Raw genomic sequence first — 16,286 nt, forward strand, 5'->3', positions numbered from 1 at the left:
CAAACGCCAGCGCCAGCGCTGGCCACAATCCGCGCCATGGGAACCCTCTATCTTGTGCGCCATGGCCAGGCCTCGTTTGGTGCCGAAGACTATGACCAGCTCAGCGAGCGCGGCACGGCGCAGTCGCAAAGGCTGGGTGCCTACTGGCGAGAGCGCGGCCTGCGCTTCGACGCGGTCTACACGGGCACGCTGCGCCGCCATGCGCAGACGCTGGCCGGCATCGCCGACGGCCTGGGCAGCCTGCCTGCCGAGCAGCACCGCACCCAGGCGCTTGCAGGCCTCGATGAATACGACAGCGGCGCGCTGCTGCAGGCCATTCATCCGGCGCCCCTGCCCAAGCCCGACACGCCCGAGCTGTACCGCCACCACTTCCGCCTGCTGTGCGATGCCCTGGCCCAGTGGATGGCCGGCACCATCAGCCCCAAAGGCATGCCCAGCTGGGATGATTTCTCTGGCGGCGTGCGCCAGGTGCTGGAGCGCGTGCGCCACGAGCATGCCGACGAAAACGTGCTCCTGGTCAGCAGCGGCGGCCCCATCTCCACCGCCGTGGGCCATGTGCTGGGCACCTCGCCCGAGGTCACCATTGCGCTGAACATGCGCATCCGCAACAGCGCCGTGACCGAGTTCACCACCAGCCCCAAGCGCCTGATGCTGCAGACCTTCAACACGCTCAACCACCTGGACACGGACGAGCACCGCAGCTGGATCACGCACGCCTGATACGGCACCGGCAAGGCTGTCACACAGCTATCGCGCCAAGGCATAGCAGCCAGAACACGGGCGCTCTGGGCCGGCCTGCGCTTTTGCGCCAAACTCGCCGGCCAGGAGACAAAAGACCCATGAACAAACGCCGTTTCACGCGCAGCGCCCTGGCCTGCGCGGCCCTGCTGCTGGCCGCCATCACCAGCCAGGCCCAGCCCCTGTCGAACAAGCCCATCCGCATCGTCGTGCCCTTTGGCGCAGGCGGCGTGGCCGACGTCACCTCGCGCGTCGTTGCGCAAAAACTGGCCTCGCAGCTGGGCCAGCCCGTCATCATCGACAACAAGCCCAGCGCAGGCGGCATCGTCGCGGCCGACACCGTGGCCAAGTCCGCGCCCGACGGGCACACGCTGTTCCTCATGTCCAACGGCAGTGCCGTCACCGTGGGGCTGTTCAACCAGCTGCCCTTCGACATGGTCAAGGACTTCACGCCGATTTCCACCCTGGGCTACTTCGACATCGGCGTGCTCACCGCCAGCGACTCGCGCTTCAAGAACCTGGGCGAGCTGGTGGCCTGGGCCAAGGCCAACCCCGGCAAGCTCAACATCGGCAGCATCGCCATCGGCAGCACCCAGCACCTGGCAGCCGAACTGTTCAAGACCACCGCCGGCATCGACGCCCAGATCGTGCCCTTCAACGGCACCCCTGCCGTGGTCACGGCCCTGCGCGGCAAGCAGATCGACGCGGCCGTGGAAATCCTCACGCCCATCATGGGCCAGATCAACTCCAAGGCCGTCAACCTGCTGGCCATCACCGGCGACAAGCGCTCGGCCCTGCTGCCCGGCGTGCCCACGGCCCAGGAGTCAGGCGTCAAGGGCTTCGTCGCCTCCTCCTGGAACGCCCTGGCCGCCCCCGCCAAGACCCCTCCGGAAATCATCGCCCGCCTGAACAAGGAAATCGCCGCCGCCGTGAACTCCCCCGAAGTCACGCAGAAACTGCGCGAAATGAACGTCCAGGCCCAGTCCAGCACGCCCGAGCAGACCGCGCAATTGCTGCAATCGGAAATCAAGCGCTGGGGCGACGTGATCGTCCAGGCCAAGATCCCCAAGCAATAAAGCAATAAAGGAATAGGCCGAGCGAAGCAAAGGCCCGAGCAAACTCCCCGTATGTCAGCGCCTGCGTCGTGGCGGTTGCGGGGTTGCAGTCCTGCCGAAGGACAGGACTGCTTCGTGATCTGACTCGCCGTGATGTTTGAACGTAGCGCGCAGCGCGAAGAGAGTTTCACGGCGAACCCCGCAGCCGCCACGACGCAGGTGGCCCCGCAGCGCAGCGAAGGGGTCGCGGACATTTGGGCGCATTTCTTTGCCTACTTTCTTGCTGCGCGGCAAGAAAGTAGGTCGGCCGCCGGGCCGAATCCCGGCCTCGAAAAACCACCACCCGGCAGGGTCCAAAAAAGACCCAAAACTAAAGAGGCTCCGGCGCCCTTCCGACAGTATCCGCAGGCAGCGCAACCATCTCGGACAACAACCGCACCAGCCCCCGAGCCGAAGCCTCCACCATCAAAGCCCCCCGCTCGGCCGTAGCCCCCGCAGCATTCCCCACCGCCCCGCAAACGTTGTAGTCCTCGATGGCCCAGCCCATCTTGGCGCTTCGCCCATTGCCCAGCAAGGCATGCCGCTGCGCCCTATCCTCCGAAGTGGAATGAAAGTCCCGCGCATGCTCCATGCGCACGGTCTCCGGCGCCAGGTGCAGCATCATCGACGTCTCCACCTCGCCGCCATGGATGCCGAAGCGGTGCTCATGCGCGCTGAACTGCGCATTGGCCGTATCGTCCACCAGTCCGAACCAGCTGCTGCTGTAGACCAGCAGGCCATGGCGCATGCGCAGCTCGCGCGCCACGATGTCCATCACGCTGACCTGTCCGCCATGACCGTTGAGCAGCAGCAGCCGGCGCACGCCGGCCCGCGCCACGCAGGCGCCCAGCTCGGTCCACAGCGCGATCACCGTGGCGGGCGACAGCGTCAGCGTGCCGGCAAAGGATTGGTGCTCCACGCTGAAGCCGATGTTCTGCGGGGGAAGGAACAGCGCGGGCAGCTCGGGCGGCAGCAGCGGCAGGGCCGCATCGATCACGCCCTGCAGCAGGCGGGCGTCGACGGACATCGGCAGGTGCGGACCGTGCTGCTCCACGGCGGCCACGGGCAGCACGGCGATGGTTTCGGCAGCCAGGCCGCTGGCCTGGGCCTGCGCAAAGTCGCGTGCAGAGGCCTCGGCCCACCAGCGGGAAGGCCAGGCGCCGGGGGATATCTGTTCGGGCGGGGAGTCTTGCATGGCCCGATATTAGGGCCATCCATGGGCTGCCGGAGCCCTCCTCACTCGGCCTTGAAGTTGGATTCCTTGACGATGCGTTTCCAGCGCTCGTTGTCCGACTCGATCAGCCGCGCGAACTCCTCGGGCGTTCCCCGGCGCGGCACATAGCTGTAGCTGCGCAGCTTGGCCAGCACGTCGGGCATCTGCATGACCTTGTCCATCTGCTGCGCGAGCTGGGCCACGATGTCGCGGGGCGTGCCCTTGGGCGCGAGCAGGCCCGACCAGGAACTGAAGCCCATGCCGTCCACGCCGGCCTCCTTGATGGTGGGCACCTGGGGAAAGACTTCGGCGCGCTGGGGCAGCAGCACGGCCAGCGCCTTGACCTTGCCCGTGCGGATCATCTCCACCGAGGTGAAGGAGTCGAACGAGAAATCCACCTCGCCCGCCACCACGGCCTGCATCTGCGGCGCCGTGCCCTTGTACTGGGCGTTGACGATGCCCGGCGCGCCAATCACCTTCTTGAACTGCTCGGTGATCAGCGAAATCATGCTGCTGCCCGAGGACACGCTCAACGGCTTGCCCTGTTTGGCCATGGCGACCAGCTCCTGCAGGCTGTTCACGGGCAGGTCCTTGCGTGCGATGAGGACGAAGCCCACGTCGCACAGATGGCTGATGGGCTCGAAGCTGGACAGCGCCTCGTAGCTGGTCTTGTAGAGCACGGGGCTCAGCGTCTGCGCGCCGGCCGTGTTCATCAGCAGGGTATAGCCATCGGGCGCGGCGCGGGCGGCCAGTTCCGTGCCGATGACGCCGTTGGCACCGCCCTTGTTGTCCACCACGAAGGACTGGCCGGTCAGCTCCCCGAGCTTTTGCATGGCCAGCCGCGCCACCACGTCGGTGGTGCCACCGGCGGGAAAGGGCACGATCACGCGCACGGACTTGTCGGGATAGGCGGCGGCTGCGCGCGCGTGCTGCGGCAGTCCCCAGGCTGCGGCCGCTGCCGCGCCAGCGGCCAGGAAGTGGCGGCGAGTTGTCTCCTGCATGGCTTGTCTCCTTGTGTTGCTCTATCCCGAATGGGTGGCCGGTCCATGATGGGCAACGGACATATCGCCTGTCCAATACCAAGCGCCTATGCAACGATATCTTTTGCCAATCGTCCTGCAGCCGGCCACAGGCGATCTCTCTGGACGGCCCGCTACCATCGCAGCCTGCAGCCGGGGGAACCAAAGACCATGCCCCTGGCTCCCACAGTCCGCCATGCCGCACCAACCACCTCTTCGCCACACTGCCCCCCAGCACCTCGCCTTCTGGCTCCTCGCCTTTTTCCTTGCCGCCGCCAGCCTGCTTGCCACCCCTGCCGGCGCGCAGCTGCGCCTGAAGACCGGCAGCGGGGCGGCCGTGGACACGCCACGCGTGCGGGCCGAGCTCGTGGCCCAGGCACCCGAAGGCGTTCAACCCGGCAAGACGCTGTGGCTGGGCCTGCTGATCACCCACCAGCCCGAATGGCATACCTACTGGAAGAACGCCGGTGATTCCGGCCTGGCCACCGAGCTGAACTGGCAGCTGCCTGCAGGCCTGACGGCTGGCGAGATCCAGTGGCCCGTGCCCGAGGCGCTGCGCGTGGGCCCGCTGCTCAACTACGGCTATGAGGGCCAGGTGCTGCTGCCCGTGCCCGTGCAGGTGGCCGCCGACTTCCAGCCGCCCGCGTCCGGCATGCTGGACCTGCGCCTGCATGCGAATTGGCTGGTCTGCCGCGTGGAGTGCATTCCCGAGGAAGGCGATTTCCAGCTGCAGCTGCCCGTGCAGGGCAGCACGGCAGGCCAGGGTCAGGCCTTCACCCAGGCCTGGGCGCTCAAGCCCCAGGCACTGTCTGCGCCAGCCCAGGCCAAGGTGGTGCCGGCCAGCCAGCCTGCCGCACAAGGCAGGACGCCCGACGAGCGCGTGCAGCTGCGCATCGAGGGCCTGCCGGAATCCCTGCAGGGCCGCACGCTGGACTTCTATCCCGAATCTTCCGACACCTTCCACCACGCGGCAGAACTGGGCAAGGACTGGCAGCAGCATTGGGACGGCGCGGCCTGGGTGGCAGAGCTGCCCCTGTCCGACATGCGCGGCGAGACCCCGGCCAAGCTGCCCGTGGTTCTGGCCCTGCCATCCGCCGAGCGCGCCGCAGCGCTGGAGCAGGGCCAGCCCGTGGCCTGGCGCGCCGAGGCCCCGGTCGAGGGCCGCTGGACGGCCGCCGCCATGGCCAGCGTTTCCCCCGCACTGGCCGCCGCCCTGGCGGCCAACCAGGCCGCTGCGCCTGCTGCCAGCGCCACCAGCCTGTGGATGGCCTTGCTCGGCGGTCTGGCGGGTGGACTGATCCTGAACCTCATGCCCTGCGTCTTCCCGGTGCTGGCCATCAAGATCCTGGGCTTTGCACGCCATGGACAGGACCGCCGCGCCCAGCGCCTGGGCGGGCTGGCCTATACGGCGGGCGTGGTGCTGTCCTTCCTGGCCCTGGGCGGACTGCTGCTGGCCCTGCGCGCGGCGGGCGAGCAGCTGGGCTGGGGCTTTCAGCTGCAGTCGCCGGCCATCGTGGCCCTGCTGGCAGCCCTGTTCACGCTGCTGGGGCTGAACCTGGCAGGCCTGTTCGAGTTCGGCTCCATGCTGCCCGGCCGCTGGGCTGCGGCCCATGCGCGCCATCCGGTGGCCGATGCGTTTCTGTCCGGCGTGCTGGCCGTGGCCATTGCCTCGCCCTGCACGGCGCCGTTCATGGGCGCCTCGCTGGGCTTTGCCATCGACATGCCGGCCCTGCAGGCGCTGACGGTGTTCGCCGCCCTGGGCCTGGGCATGGCCCTGCCCTATCTGCTGGCCAGCTTCGTCCCCGCCGTGGTGCGCTGGCTGCCGCGCCCGGGCGCCTGGATGGATACCTTCCGCCGCGCCATGGCCTTCCCCATGTTCGCCACCGTGGTCTGGCTGGTCTGGGTGCTGGGGCACCAGAGCGGCATCGACGCCGCCACCGCGCTGCTGGCCCTGCTGCTGGCCTTCAGCGCCCTGGTCTGGACGCTGACGCTCAAGGGCCGCACGCGCGCCGTGCTGGCCACGCTGGCCGTGGTGCTGGCAGGCGCGCTGCTGGCCACCACCGCGCCCCTGATCACCACGCCTGCCCAGGCGGAGGACACGGGCACGGCGTCCGCTGCAGGCGAGCGCTGGCAGCCCTGGTCGGCCGCCCGCGTGGCCGAGCTGCAGGCGGCGGGCAAGCCCGTGTTCGTGGACTACACGGCCGCCTGGTGCGTGACCTGCCAGGTCAACAAGCGCACCACGCTCAACCATGAGGAGGTGCTGGCCGCCTTCGACCAGCACGGCGTGACCCTGCTGCGCGCCGACTGGACGCGGCGCGACCCGGCCATCACCGCTGCGCTGCAGCAACTGGGCCGCAGCGGCGTGCCCGTCTATGTGCTGCATGCGCCGGGCAAGCCCCCGGTGGTGCTCAGCGAGCTGCTATCGAAGAGCGAGGTGCTGGGGGCGTTGGCCGCGCTTTGACGGCACGCCCTCCTGGGACAAACCCCGATTTTGGGTAGGTCCCAGGCCTACATTTGTTGCAGCGCACGCCGTCCTAGACTGGATGCATCCGGGGAATACCGCAATCCGAACGCTAGGCGCCGCGGCTGCCGCCCGACTCCGGAGACCCGCCCGCGCGGCAACTGCCCGCCCTGCACGACACAGGAGGTGGGCCATGCATGCACTGATCACCCATTCGCACCCTTCGGGGGTGCACCATCGTTCACGCGGCAAGGGTTTGCTGCTGGCGCTGGGGCTTGCCAGCCTGGCCGTGGCGGGGATCGTCCTGCCCTTTGTCTGGGACCTGCTGGGCTTCGTCAACGGATTGCCCAAGATGGGATGGCTGCAGTCCATCCTGGCGGTCTCGCCAGTGTTCAGCTGGCTGATGATGTTCGCCTGGGGCCTGGCCGTTCCCGTGGCGCTGATCTATGCGCTCTACCACCCGCAGACCCATCCCTGGGGCAATGCCGCCATGGTGGCGGGCGCCATGTTCATCGCCGTCACCTGGTACGTGCACATGCCCGCCGCATCGCAATGCACGGCGATGTATCCGCAGACCGGCATGGCCTGCTCGGTGCTGCAATGGGGCTTCAGCATGAGCCTGGGCGTGGCAACGGCGGCCTATGTGTTCCTGGTCTTCATGATTGCGCTGTCCTCGCTGGGCCTGCTGGCCGAATGCGTTGCGCGCAATGAGCCGCCCAGGCCCTGAATCCGCAGGGTCTTGCGCAAGAGTCCCGGCCGCCGATTTTTTGCCGCCGGGCCGCCCCAAGGCAAAAAGCGGCCCCCTCGGGGGGGCAGCGGACCTTGCGCAGCAAAGGGAGTGGGGGCTTCTTTTATAATGGCGGCTGGGTGTCCAGACCGCATGGGGCGGCAGGACAGGTGTTGATAGCGCAGGTCGGGCCGCCTGCGCACCGGGGCCGCAAGGCCCCTTTGCTGCTTTGCACATGAACACCTACACGACCCCGCGGCCGTCCGGCCCGCGCACGCCCCTTTTCCTGTCTTTCGCCGATCGCGTCGGCGCCTTCCTGTCCCGCTGGTCCCATGCCGAGGCTGCGGGCGGCATCGTGCTGCTGCTGGCAGCGGCCGCCGCCCTGCTCTGGGCGAACTCCAGCTGGGCCGGTTCCTATGAGGCGCTGTGGCACACGCCGCTGAGCCTGGGCCTGGGCCCGTGGCAGCTGTCGCAATCCCTGCATTTCTGGGTCAACGATGCGCTGATGAGCGTGTTCTTTCTCGTGGTCGGCATGGAGATACGCCGCGAGATGCATTCCGGTGCACTGGCCCAGCCGCGCCAAGCGCTGCTGCCCGTGATGGCCGCGCTGGGCGGCGTGGTGGCGCCGGCCCTGATCTTCCTGGCCTTCAATGCCGCGCCGCCGCTGCGCAACGGCTGGGCCGTGCCCACGGCCACCGACATCGCCTTTGCCATGGGCGTGCTGGCCCTGCTGGGCCGGGGCCTGCCGCCCGCGCTGCGCGTGTTCCTGTTGGCGCTGGCCATCATCGACGACCTGGTGGCCGTGCTCATCATTGCGCTGTTCTATTCGGGCGGGCTGCAGTGGGACCAGCTGCTGGTGGCCGCCGCCGGCCTGGCCGGCGTGTTCCTGCTGCAGTCGCTGGGCGTGCGCCGCGCCTGGGCCTATGTGCTGCCGGGCGCCGTGCTCTGGTGGGGCATCTGGCAGACCGGCGCCCATCCCACGCTGGCCGGCGTGGTGCTGGGCCTGGTGACGCCCGTGCATGCGCTGGCCGGCCGCGAAAGCGCCGCGCCCGTGGAGCGCGTGCAGGCGGACCTGCATCCCTGGGTGGCCTTTGGCGTGATGCCGCTGTTTGCGCTGGCCAATGCCGGCGTGCCGCTGCAGGGCGCGGGCACCGCTGGCATTGATGTGGCGGGCACGTCGGCCGTGATGTGGGGCGTGGCCCTGGCCCTGGTGCTGGGCAAGCCGCTGGGTGTGCTGCTCAGCTGCTGGCTGGCCGTGCGCCTGCGGATGTGCGCACTGCCGCCGGGCATGGGCTGGGGCGACGCGCTGCTGGCCGGCCTGCTGGCAGGCATTGGCTTCACCATGGCCATCTTCATCGCCACGCTGGCCTTTGACAGCGAGGCCCTGCTCAATGCCGCCAAGCTGGGGGTGCTGATGGCCTCGGCCACGGCCGCCGTGCTGGGCCTGGCCTGGGGCCTGGTGCTGCGCCGCCGCCATGCTGCGGCCGCGACAGTGCAGCCGGCCTGATCCGCATGCGCTGCGTACACTGCGGCGCATGAGTGATACAGCCACAGACTCCCGCCTGCGTGACATCCTCGTGCAGTGCCGCACCCTGGCCGTGGTCGGCCTGTCGCCGCAGCCCGACCGGCCCAGCCACCAGGCGTCGCAGTACATGCAGCGCCACGGCTACCGCATCGTTCCCGTGAACCCCGTGGTCGCACGCGAAGGCGGACGCATCCTGGGCGAGCCCGTCCATGCCAGCCTGGCCGACGCTGCGGCCGCGCTGGCCGCACAGGGCCTGCGCATCGACATGGTCGATTGCTTCCGAAAGAGCGAGGACATCCCGCCGCTGGCCGCCGAGGCCGTTGCCATCGGCGCGCGCTGCCTGTGGCTGCAATTGGGCGTGGTCAACGACAAAGCCCTGGAACTGGCCCGCGCTGCGGGCCTGTGGACCGTGCAGGACCGCTGCGTGAAGATCGAGCACCAGCGCCTGCTGGCCGATGCCCCAGCCGCTGCCCGGTAGCTCAGGAATTGCCCATGAAAAAGGCCGCAGCCCCTGAAAGGCTGCGGCCTGCAATTGGCGTGGACCAAGGCCCGGTCAGTCCGGTGCAGGTTACCTGCCTCCGTCCGGGTGTCTGCTTCAGCCCACATCCAGCATCATGCACGGTCTTTGTGACAGCCCTGTGATGCACATCACGGTCCGGCTCACTGCACAAGAAGCCGGATCCGCCCTCTCTTTCCGAAAATACCCCGATTCCCCCCAAGCGCCGGGACGGCCTCAGCCGCGCCGCGTGAACAGGCGCATGTAGCGCGAAGGCAGGTCCTGCATGCGCATCATGATGGGCAGGTCTGCCGTGTTGAAGTCGCTGTCCCAGGCCGGCGCGCCCAGCACCTTGGCGCCCGTGCGCAGATAGCCCTGGATCAGCGCGGGCGGCTCCACGCTCATGCCGCTGGTGCTGACCGAGGCCAACTCCTCGGGCAGGGCCACGCGGGGACGCACCTGCAGCTCGGGCTCGGCCAGATGGGTCTGGCGCAGTTGCTGCCAGACGCGCGCCGGGCCTTCGCCGTGGGCCAGGCCCGGGTACTGCATGGGAATGCTGGCGCAGCCGACCATGGCGTCCAACTGGTTGCGCTGCATGAATTCGGCCAGGGCGCCCCACAGCGCCAGGATCACGCCGCCCTGGCGGTGCGATGCATGCACGCAGCTGCGGCCCAGCTCCACCATGCGCGGGCGCCAGGCGTGCAGCGGGGCGAGGTCGAATTCCTGGTCGGAGTACAGGCCGCCGGCGCGCAGCGCCTGGGTAGGGGTGAGCAGGCGATAGGTGCCGATGACCACGCCCTTGTCGGCATCGCAGACCATGAGGTGCTCGCAGAAATCGTCGAAGGCGTCGATGTCGTGTCCGGCCAGCGGCGTCTGCAGCACGGCGCCCATCTCGGCGGCGAACACCGCGTGGCGCAGGCGCTGCACCTGTCGCACTTCGTCAAGGTGCCGGGCCCAGCGCACGTCCAGCCGCAGCGGTTTGTCTGCGGCCTGGGGTGGCTGGAGAAGCGCGGAAAGCGGGGGCTTGGCGACGTCGATCGCCGCGTTGCGAAGGGTGTCCAGAACGTCCATATGCCCGCCTTCCTCGTCATGTTGGACGCAGTCGGTGACCTGCCTGTGCCACTCGGTTTGCCTGCGTGCCGCCATTGTGGAAAGCTGCCATGAAAGTCCCGCGACGGTTGCGTTACAGCAACATGTCACACCGCACTGCAATGGTGCACTGCAGCAAATGCCTCTATGACAGGTGTTGCGCGCAAGTTGGTGCACGCCATCCCAGGGTTGGCATGTCGTCAAGAATGAAACAAATTGTGCGTTAATGGCGGGGCCGCATGCCCGGCCATCGCGGCATGCGTAAGTCATCAGCCCTCCCTTGCCGCGCCATGCTCCAGACCCTTCGCTCCAAGATTCTTGCCATCAGCACAGCCACCGTGGTCGGCGCCCTTGCCATCACGGGGGCCGCCACGTACCACATCGTCCGCGGCAGCACGTTCCAGACCATCGAACAGGATCTGGACGCCATCACCGCAGGCAACACCATGGCCATCGACCAGTGGGTGGCCTCCAAGGCACGCGCCGTCAGCGCCGCCGCCGCCGTGATCGAGCATGGCGACCCGCAGGGCTTTGCCGCCCACATGGGCCAGGCCAGCGGCTTCCCCATCACCACGGTGGGCTGGCAGGACAAGACCTACAAGTCCACCACCAGCACCCCGCCCGACTACGACCCCACGGCCCGCCCCTGGTACAAGAGCGCCGTGCAGGCCGGCAAGCTGACGCTGACCAAGCCCTATGGCGACTCCACCACGGGCGTGCCCTATGTGGCCTTCGTGGCGCCCATGCTGCGCGGCGGCGCGTTGCAGGGCGTGATCAGCGGCGCCGTACCGCTGGAGGGCGTGCGCGAGGTGGTCTCGGCCATCCGCCCCACGCCCGGCAGCCTGGGCTTTGTGGTCAGCCGTGACGGCCAGGTGCTGGCGCATGCCGATGCCAAGCTGCTGCTCAAGCCCACCTCCGACCTCTCCGAGCTGCTGACGCCGGCCGCGCTGACCGCGCTGGCCAGCGCCACGGCGCCGCTGGAAGTGAACCTGGGCGGCAGCGCCAAGCTGCTCAAGGCCCGCCCCGTGCAGGGCACGGACTGGCTGCTGGTGGTGGCGCTGGACAAGGCCGAGGCCACGACCGGACTGCAAAGCGTGCTCAAGACGCTGGCCATTGCCATCGTGCTGCTGGCCTGCCTGGCCACGGCCGTGGCGGCGGCGCTGACGGCCCAGTCCTTCCGGCGCCTGTCGCAGGTGCGCGACGCCATGGACAAGATCGGCTCGGGCGGCGGCGACCTGACGCAGCGCCTGCCGGTGTCGGGCAATGACGAAGTGGCGCAGATCGCCTCGTCCTTCAACGGCTTCGTCGAGCAGATCGGCACCGTGCTCAAGGATGTGCGCAACGGCGTGGAGTCCATGAAGACCGCCACCGACGAGATCAAGCTGGGCAACCTGGACCTGTCCAACCGCACCGAGTCCTCGGCCAGCAGCCTGCAGGAGACCTCGGCCTCGCTGTCGCAGCTGACGGCCAATGTGCGCCAGTCGGCCGAGGCGGCCGCCATGGCCACGCGCCTGGCCCAGTCGGCCAGCAGCTCGGCCACCAAGGGTGGCGACGTGGTGGGCAGCGCCGTGAGCACCATGGACGACATCTCCAAGGCCTCGTCCAAGATCGGCGAGATCATCGGCGTCATCGACGCCATCGCCTTCCAGACCAACATCCTGGCGCTCAATGCCGCCGTCGAGGCAGCCCGCGCCGGTGAGCAGGGCCGGGGCTTTGCCGTGGTGGCGGCAGAAGTGCGCAGCCTGGCCCACCGCAGCGCGGCGGCCGCCAAGGAGATCAAGACCCTGATCGACGCCTCCGGCGCCAGCGTGGCCATGGGCACGGACCGCGTGCGCGCGGCCGGCCAGACCATGGGCGAGATCGTGGACGGCATCCAGCGCGTCTCCCAGATCATTGTCGAGATCAACGGCGCCATGACCGAGCAGAGCGTGGGCATCGGCCAGATCAACCAGGCCGTGGCCGACATGGACCGCGCCACCCAGCAGAACGCCGCGCTGGTGGAGGAGTCCACCGCCGCATCGTCCGTGCTCAACGAGCAGGCCCACCACCTGTCGCGCACGGTGGCCGGCTTCACGCTGGAAGGGCGTGCGCCTGCCCGGGATCAGCTGCTGCTCACCAACTGAGCCGCAGCACGCGACGGGCTCAGGCCTGGGCCGGCGCTCCCAGGCGCTGGGACAGGCTGCGCGCCTGGGCCTGCAGCAGCAGGGCCGGCCGGCCTTGCAGGTCCAGGTCCAGCGTGGCCGAAGGGCCGATGGCGGCAATGGCCAGCACCAACTGGCCAAAGCCGTCGAACACCGGCACGGCCAGCGCGCTCACGCCTGACAGCAGCTGGTTCTCGACCCGGCTCAGGCGGCTGGCGCGGATGGCGGCCAGCTCCTTTGCAAAGGCGGGCTCTTCCAGGCTGTGGCCTTCCGCGTCCAGCAGGGGTGCGATGCGCCCGGGCTCGCCAAAGGCCGCAAAGATCTTTCCCGTGGCCGTGTGGCGCAGCGATGCGGGCGTGCCGTGGCGCATGGCCACATAGACATGGGTGGGCCCCTCTTCCACGCGGATGATGGTCGGCCCCTGGCCGCTCCACATGGCAATCGACACCGTGCTGCCCACCTCCTGCGCCAGCGCGGGCAGCTCGGCGATCGCCAGGCGCACGGGATCGGCCTGCTGCAAGCTGATCAGCCCCATCTGTATGGCCAGCGGCCCCAGGCCGTAGTGGCCGCTGGCGCGGTCCTGCTCCATCAGGCCCAGCTTGCAGAAGCTCACCAGGTAGGGATGGGCCTTGGCCGCCGTCATGCCGGCCTCGCGCGCCAGATCCTTCAGCGCCATGCGCCGGCCCGTGCGCGCCAGCGCCTTGAGCAGCTGGCCGCCGACCTCCACGCTCTGGATGCCGCGCGGGCCGCGCGCGGGCTCGTCATCGGCGCTGTCGGAGGGGAAGACGGGGTCGTTCGGGGAGGAGGCGGCATCGGACATGGCAGGCATTGTGAAGGCTGGAACCCGGAGTTTGCGGCTCCGAGGGTTTTTCACTATGTCAAATGAATTGTTCAATGTTGAATTTTTCCCTAGCATTCAGGCATTCGATAAAAACAAATGCATTTGTCCATCTCAAAAGCAGGATGCCCATGACCACCAAGACCTTTGCCTCCGCCGCCGACCTCGAAATCAAGCAGGTCAGCTTCGACAAGCTCTCCGAGCACGCCTATGCCTACACGGCCGAAGGCGACCCCAACACCGGCATCATCATTGGCGACGACGCCGTGATGGTGATCGACACCCAGGCCACGCCCGTCATGGCCCAGGACGTGATCCGCCGCATCCGCGAGGTCACGGACAAGCCCATCAAGTACGTCACGCTGTCGCACTACCACGCGGTGCGCGTGCTGGGCGCCTCGGCCTTCTTCGCGGAAGGCGCCGAGCACATCATTGCCAGCCAGGACACCTATGACCTGATCGTGGAGCGCGGCGAGCAGGACAAGGCCAGCGAGATCGGCCGCTTTCCCCGCCTGTTCCAGAACGTGGAAAGCGTGCCCGACGGCATGACCTGGCCCACCCTGACCTTCACCGGCAAGATGACGCTGTGGCTGGGCAAGCTCGAGGTGCAGATCCTGCAGCTGGGCCGCGGCCACACCAAGGGCGACACCGTGGTCTGGCTGCCCCAGGACAAGGTGCTGTTCAGCGGCGACCTAGTGGAGTTCGGCGCCACGCCCTACGCGGGCGATGCCTACTTCCAGGACTGGCCGCACACGCTGGACGCCATTGCCGCCCTGCAGCCCGAAAAGCTCGTGCCCGGCCGGGGCGCCGCGCTGCAGACGCCGGCCGAGGTGCAGGCCGGCCTGGCCGGCACGCGCGACTTCATCAGCGACCTGTGGACTGAGGTCAAGGCCGGCGCCGACGCCCAGCAGGACCTGCGCAAGGTCTACGAAGCCGCCTTCGCCAAGCTGCAGCCCAAGTACGGCCAGTGGGTGATCTTCAACCACTGCATGCCCTTCGATGTGACCCGCGCCTATGACGAGGCATCGGGCCACGCAGACCCGCGCATCTGGACCGCCGAGCGCGACCGCCAGATGTGGCTGGCACTCGAAGGCTGATGCACGGCGGCGTCCGGGCCTGAACACCGGCACGCCCGCCCCTCGCACCCGTCCGTGAACCGGCGCCCTGGCGCGCCGGCGGGGATGGCTGCGCCCTTTTTTCCACACTGCCCACGCCAGAGGACGAACACCATGTCCCACCCCGCCATCTCCCTGCAAGCGCTGCGCGGCAGCGGCGCAGACATACAGTCCATCCACATTCCCTACGAGCGCCATGCCGACCAGGACGCCGGTGCGGACACGCCCGCCCGGCATCCCGTGGTCATCGTCGGCGCCGGCCCCGTAGGCCTGTCGCTGGCCATCGACCTGGCCCAGCGCGGCCAGCGCGTGGTGCTGCTGGACAACGACTGCCGGCTGTCCACGGGCTCGCGCGCCATCTGCTTTTCCAAGCGCACGCTGGAGATCTGGGACCGCCTGGGCGTGGGCCAGCCCATGGTGGACAAGGGCGTGTCCTGGAACCTGGGCAAGGTCTTCTTCAAGGACCAGCCGCTGTACCGCTTCGACCTGCTGCCCGAGGACGGCCATGAGCGCCCGGCCTTCATCAACCTGCAGCAGTACTACGCCGAGGCCTACCTGGTCGAGCGCGCACTGCAGCTGCCGTTGATCGACCTGCGCTGGCACAGCAAGGTCACGGCACTGGAGCCGCAGGCCGAGGGCGCGCTGCTGACCGTGGAGACACCTGACGGCAGCTACCGCATCGATGCGCAATGGGTCCTGGCCTGCGACGGCTCGCGCTCGCCGCTGCGTGGCCTGCTGGGCCAGGAAAGCCATGGCCGCATCTTCCGCGACCGCTTCCTGATCGCCGACGTGAAGATGCACGCCGAATTCCCCACCGAGCGCTGGTTCTGGTTCGACCCGCCCTTCCACCCGGGCCAGAGCGTGCTGCTGCACCGCCAGCCCGACGATGTCTGGCGCATCGACTTCCAGCTGGGCTGGGACGCGGACCCCGAGGAAGAGAAAAAGCCCGAGAACATCGTGCCGCGCATCCGCGCCCTGCTGGGCAAGGACGCGCCCTTCGAGCTGGAATGGGCCAGCGTCTACACCTTCGCCTGCCTGCGCATGGACCGATTCGTCCATGGCCGCGTGGTCTTCGCGGGCGACAGCGCCCACGGCGTCTCGCCGTTTGGCGCACGCGGCGCCAACAGCGGCGTGCAGGATGCCGAGAACCTGGCCTGGAAGCTGGACCGCGTGCTGCGCGGCCAGGCCGATGCCTCGCTGATCGCCACCTACGGCGCCGAACGCGAATACGCGGCCGACGAGAACATCCGCAACTCCACGCGCGCCACCGACTTCATCACGCCCAAGAGCGAGATCAGCCGCCTGTTCCGCGACGCCGTGCTGGACCTGGCGCGCGACCATGAATTCGCGCGCCGCATCGTCAACAGCGGGCGGCTGTCCGTGCCGGCCACGCTGCATGGCTCCGCGCTCAATACGCCCGACACCGACACCTTCGACGGAACGCAGCTGCCCGGCGCCGTGCTGGCCGATGCGCCCATGCGCCGGCCCGGCGCAGACGGCACGGCATGGCTGCTGCGCGCTCTGGGACCGGACTTCACGCTGCTGCACTTCGGCCCCACGCCGGCCTGGGCACAGGCGCTGCCCGGCGTGCTCAACCTGTCCATCGCGGCCGAGGGAGAGGCCCATGCGCCAGACGCCGATCTCATCGATGCGCGCGGCCTGGCGGCCAAACGCCTGGATGCGCGCCCCGGCACCAGCTACCTGCTGCGGCCTGACCAGCATGTCTGCGCGCGCTGGCGCCGCCCCGACGAGGCCGGCGTGCGCGCCGCTCTCCAAAGAGCCTGCGGCGCCGCCGCCACGGCCTGAACCTCTTACGCCCCATCCACAGGA

13 protein-coding genes are annotated in these 16,286 nt (G+C 68.7%); 9 read left to right on the forward strand and 4 right to left on the reverse strand.

The features are described from left to right. Positions 1-36 precede the first annotated feature (36 nt). The gene (locus A4F85_RS21230; protein ID WP_034398008.1) at positions 37-720 is read left to right on the forward strand and encodes a histidine phosphatase family protein; all 684 of its coding nucleotides are present in this window, start codon (positions 37-39) and stop codon (positions 718-720) included. A 119-nt stretch (positions 721-839) separates the two neighbouring features. Beyond that, positions 840-1,814 carry a Bug family tripartite tricarboxylate transporter substrate binding protein gene (locus A4F85_RS21235; protein WP_013800338.1) on the forward strand — a complete coding sequence of 325 codons (975 nt, stop codon included), beginning with the start codon at positions 840-842 and terminating at the stop codon, positions 1,812-1,814. Between the two features lie 349 nt (positions 1,815-2,163). Here the strand turns inward: A4F85_RS21235 and A4F85_RS21240 are convergent, their stop codons facing one another. Together A4F85_RS21240 and A4F85_RS21245 are read right to left on the reverse strand one after the other, a co-directional pair. After that, entirely contained in the window at positions 2,164-3,027 is an 864-nt protein-coding gene (locus A4F85_RS21240; RefSeq protein ID WP_063327647.1) for a creatininase family protein, read from the reverse strand. 41 nt (positions 3,028-3,068) lie between these two features. Then, a complete protein-coding gene (locus tag A4F85_RS21245) occupies positions 3,069-4,046 on the reverse strand; it encodes a Bug family tripartite tricarboxylate transporter substrate binding protein (RefSeq protein WP_063327648.1) in 978 nt (325 codons plus the stop codon). 214 nt (positions 4,047-4,260) lie between these two features. On the opposite strand from A4F85_RS21245, the gene A4F85_RS21250 reads away from it, so the two are divergent. From A4F85_RS21250 to A4F85_RS21265, 4 genes are all read left to right on the forward strand, one after another. Further along, entirely contained in the window at positions 4,261-6,525 is a 2,265-nt protein-coding gene (locus A4F85_RS21250; protein ID WP_063327649.1) for a protein-disulfide reductase DsbD family protein, read from the forward strand. 193 nt (positions 6,526-6,718) lie between these two features. Beyond that, positions 6,719-7,252, forward strand: a complete 534-nt coding sequence (locus A4F85_RS21255; protein WP_013800334.1) for a hypothetical protein — start codon at positions 6,719-6,721, stop codon at positions 7,250-7,252. A 235-nt stretch (positions 7,253-7,487) separates the two neighbouring features. Then, positions 7,488-8,759, forward strand: a complete 1,272-nt coding sequence (nhaA, locus tag A4F85_RS21260; RefSeq protein ID WP_063327650.1) for a Na+/H+ antiporter NhaA — start codon at positions 7,488-7,490, stop codon at positions 8,757-8,759. Positions 8,760-8,787: 28 nt separating this feature from the next. Next, positions 8,788-9,255 (forward strand): CoA-binding protein, encoded by a 468-nt coding sequence (locus A4F85_RS21265; protein ID WP_034397998.1) that lies wholly within the window; start codon positions 8,788-8,790, stop codon positions 9,253-9,255. Between the two features lie 255 nt (positions 9,256-9,510). Here the strand turns inward: A4F85_RS21265 and A4F85_RS21270 are convergent, their stop codons facing one another. Further along, a complete protein-coding gene (locus A4F85_RS21270; protein ID WP_043780457.1) occupies positions 9,511-10,344 on the reverse strand; it encodes a GNAT family N-acetyltransferase in 834 nt (277 codons plus the stop codon). A 308-nt stretch (positions 10,345-10,652) separates the two neighbouring features. On the opposite strand from A4F85_RS21270, the gene A4F85_RS21275 reads away from it, so the two are divergent. Beyond that, positions 10,653-12,485: a methyl-accepting chemotaxis protein gene (locus A4F85_RS21275; RefSeq protein ID WP_063327651.1), complete on the forward strand. Its 1,833-nt coding sequence runs from the start codon at positions 10,653-10,655 to the stop codon at positions 12,483-12,485. A gap of 19 nt (positions 12,486-12,504) precedes the next feature. Here A4F85_RS21275 and A4F85_RS21280 read toward each other — a convergent pair whose 3' ends face one another. Continuing rightward, the gene (locus A4F85_RS21280; protein ID WP_174549409.1) at positions 12,505-13,323 is read right to left on the reverse strand and encodes an IclR family transcriptional regulator; all 819 of its coding nucleotides are present in this window, start codon (positions 13,321-13,323) and stop codon (positions 12,505-12,507) included. Positions 13,324-13,472: 149 nt separating this feature from the next. Between A4F85_RS21280 and A4F85_RS21285 the strand changes: the two genes are divergently transcribed. Beyond that, positions 13,473-14,438 carry an MBL fold metallo-hydrolase gene (locus A4F85_RS21285; RefSeq protein WP_013800328.1) on the forward strand — a complete coding sequence of 322 codons (966 nt, stop codon included), beginning with the start codon at positions 13,473-13,475 and terminating at the stop codon, positions 14,436-14,438. A 132-nt stretch (positions 14,439-14,570) separates the two neighbouring features. Continuing rightward, entirely contained in the window at positions 14,571-16,262 is a 1,692-nt protein-coding gene (locus A4F85_RS21290) for an FAD-dependent oxidoreductase (protein ID WP_034397993.1), read from the forward strand. Positions 16,263-16,286 lie beyond the last annotated feature (24 nt).

Origin of the sequence: Delftia sp. GW456-R20 (assembly GCF_001622915.1) — a bacterium.
Lineage (GTDB): Bacteria > Pseudomonadota > Gammaproteobacteria > Burkholderiales > Burkholderiaceae_C > Comamonas > Comamonas acidovorans.

Excerpts from the sequence above, each read along its gene's own strand:
- A4F85_RS21230 (WP_034398008.1), top strand. The coding sequence starts at position 37 with ATGGGAACCCTCTATCTTGTGCGCCATGGCCAGGCCTCGTTTGGTGCC.
- A4F85_RS21235 (WP_013800338.1), top strand. The coding sequence starts at position 840 with ATGAACAAACGCCGTTTCACGCGCAGCGCCCTGGCCTGCGCGGCCCTG.
- A4F85_RS21240 (WP_063327647.1), bottom strand. The coding sequence starts at position 3,027 with ATGCAAGACTCCCCGCCCGAACAGATATCCCCCGGCGCCTGGCCTTCC.
- A4F85_RS21245 (WP_063327648.1), bottom strand. The coding sequence starts at position 4,046 with ATGCAGGAGACAACTCGCCGCCACTTCCTGGCCGCTGGCGCGGCAGCG.
- A4F85_RS21250 (WP_063327649.1), top strand. The coding sequence starts at position 4,261 with ATGCCGCACCAACCACCTCTTCGCCACACTGCCCCCCAGCACCTCGCC.
- A4F85_RS21255 (WP_013800334.1), top strand. The coding sequence starts at position 6,719 with ATGCATGCACTGATCACCCATTCGCACCCTTCGGGGGTGCACCATCGT.
- nhaA (WP_063327650.1), top strand. The coding sequence starts at position 7,488 with ATGAACACCTACACGACCCCGCGGCCGTCCGGCCCGCGCACGCCCCTT.
- A4F85_RS21265 (WP_034397998.1), top strand. The coding sequence starts at position 8,788 with ATGAGTGATACAGCCACAGACTCCCGCCTGCGTGACATCCTCGTGCAG.
- A4F85_RS21270 (WP_043780457.1), bottom strand. The coding sequence starts at position 10,344 with ATGGACGTTCTGGACACCCTTCGCAACGCGGCGATCGACGTCGCCAAG.
- A4F85_RS21275 (WP_063327651.1), top strand. The coding sequence starts at position 10,653 with ATGCTCCAGACCCTTCGCTCCAAGATTCTTGCCATCAGCACAGCCACC.
- A4F85_RS21280 (WP_174549409.1), bottom strand. The coding sequence starts at position 13,323 with ATGTCCGATGCCGCCTCCTCCCCGAACGACCCCGTCTTCCCCTCCGAC.
- A4F85_RS21285 (WP_013800328.1), top strand. The coding sequence starts at position 13,473 with ATGACCACCAAGACCTTTGCCTCCGCCGCCGACCTCGAAATCAAGCAG.
- A4F85_RS21290 (WP_034397993.1), top strand. The coding sequence starts at position 14,571 with ATGTCCCACCCCGCCATCTCCCTGCAAGCGCTGCGCGGCAGCGGCGCA.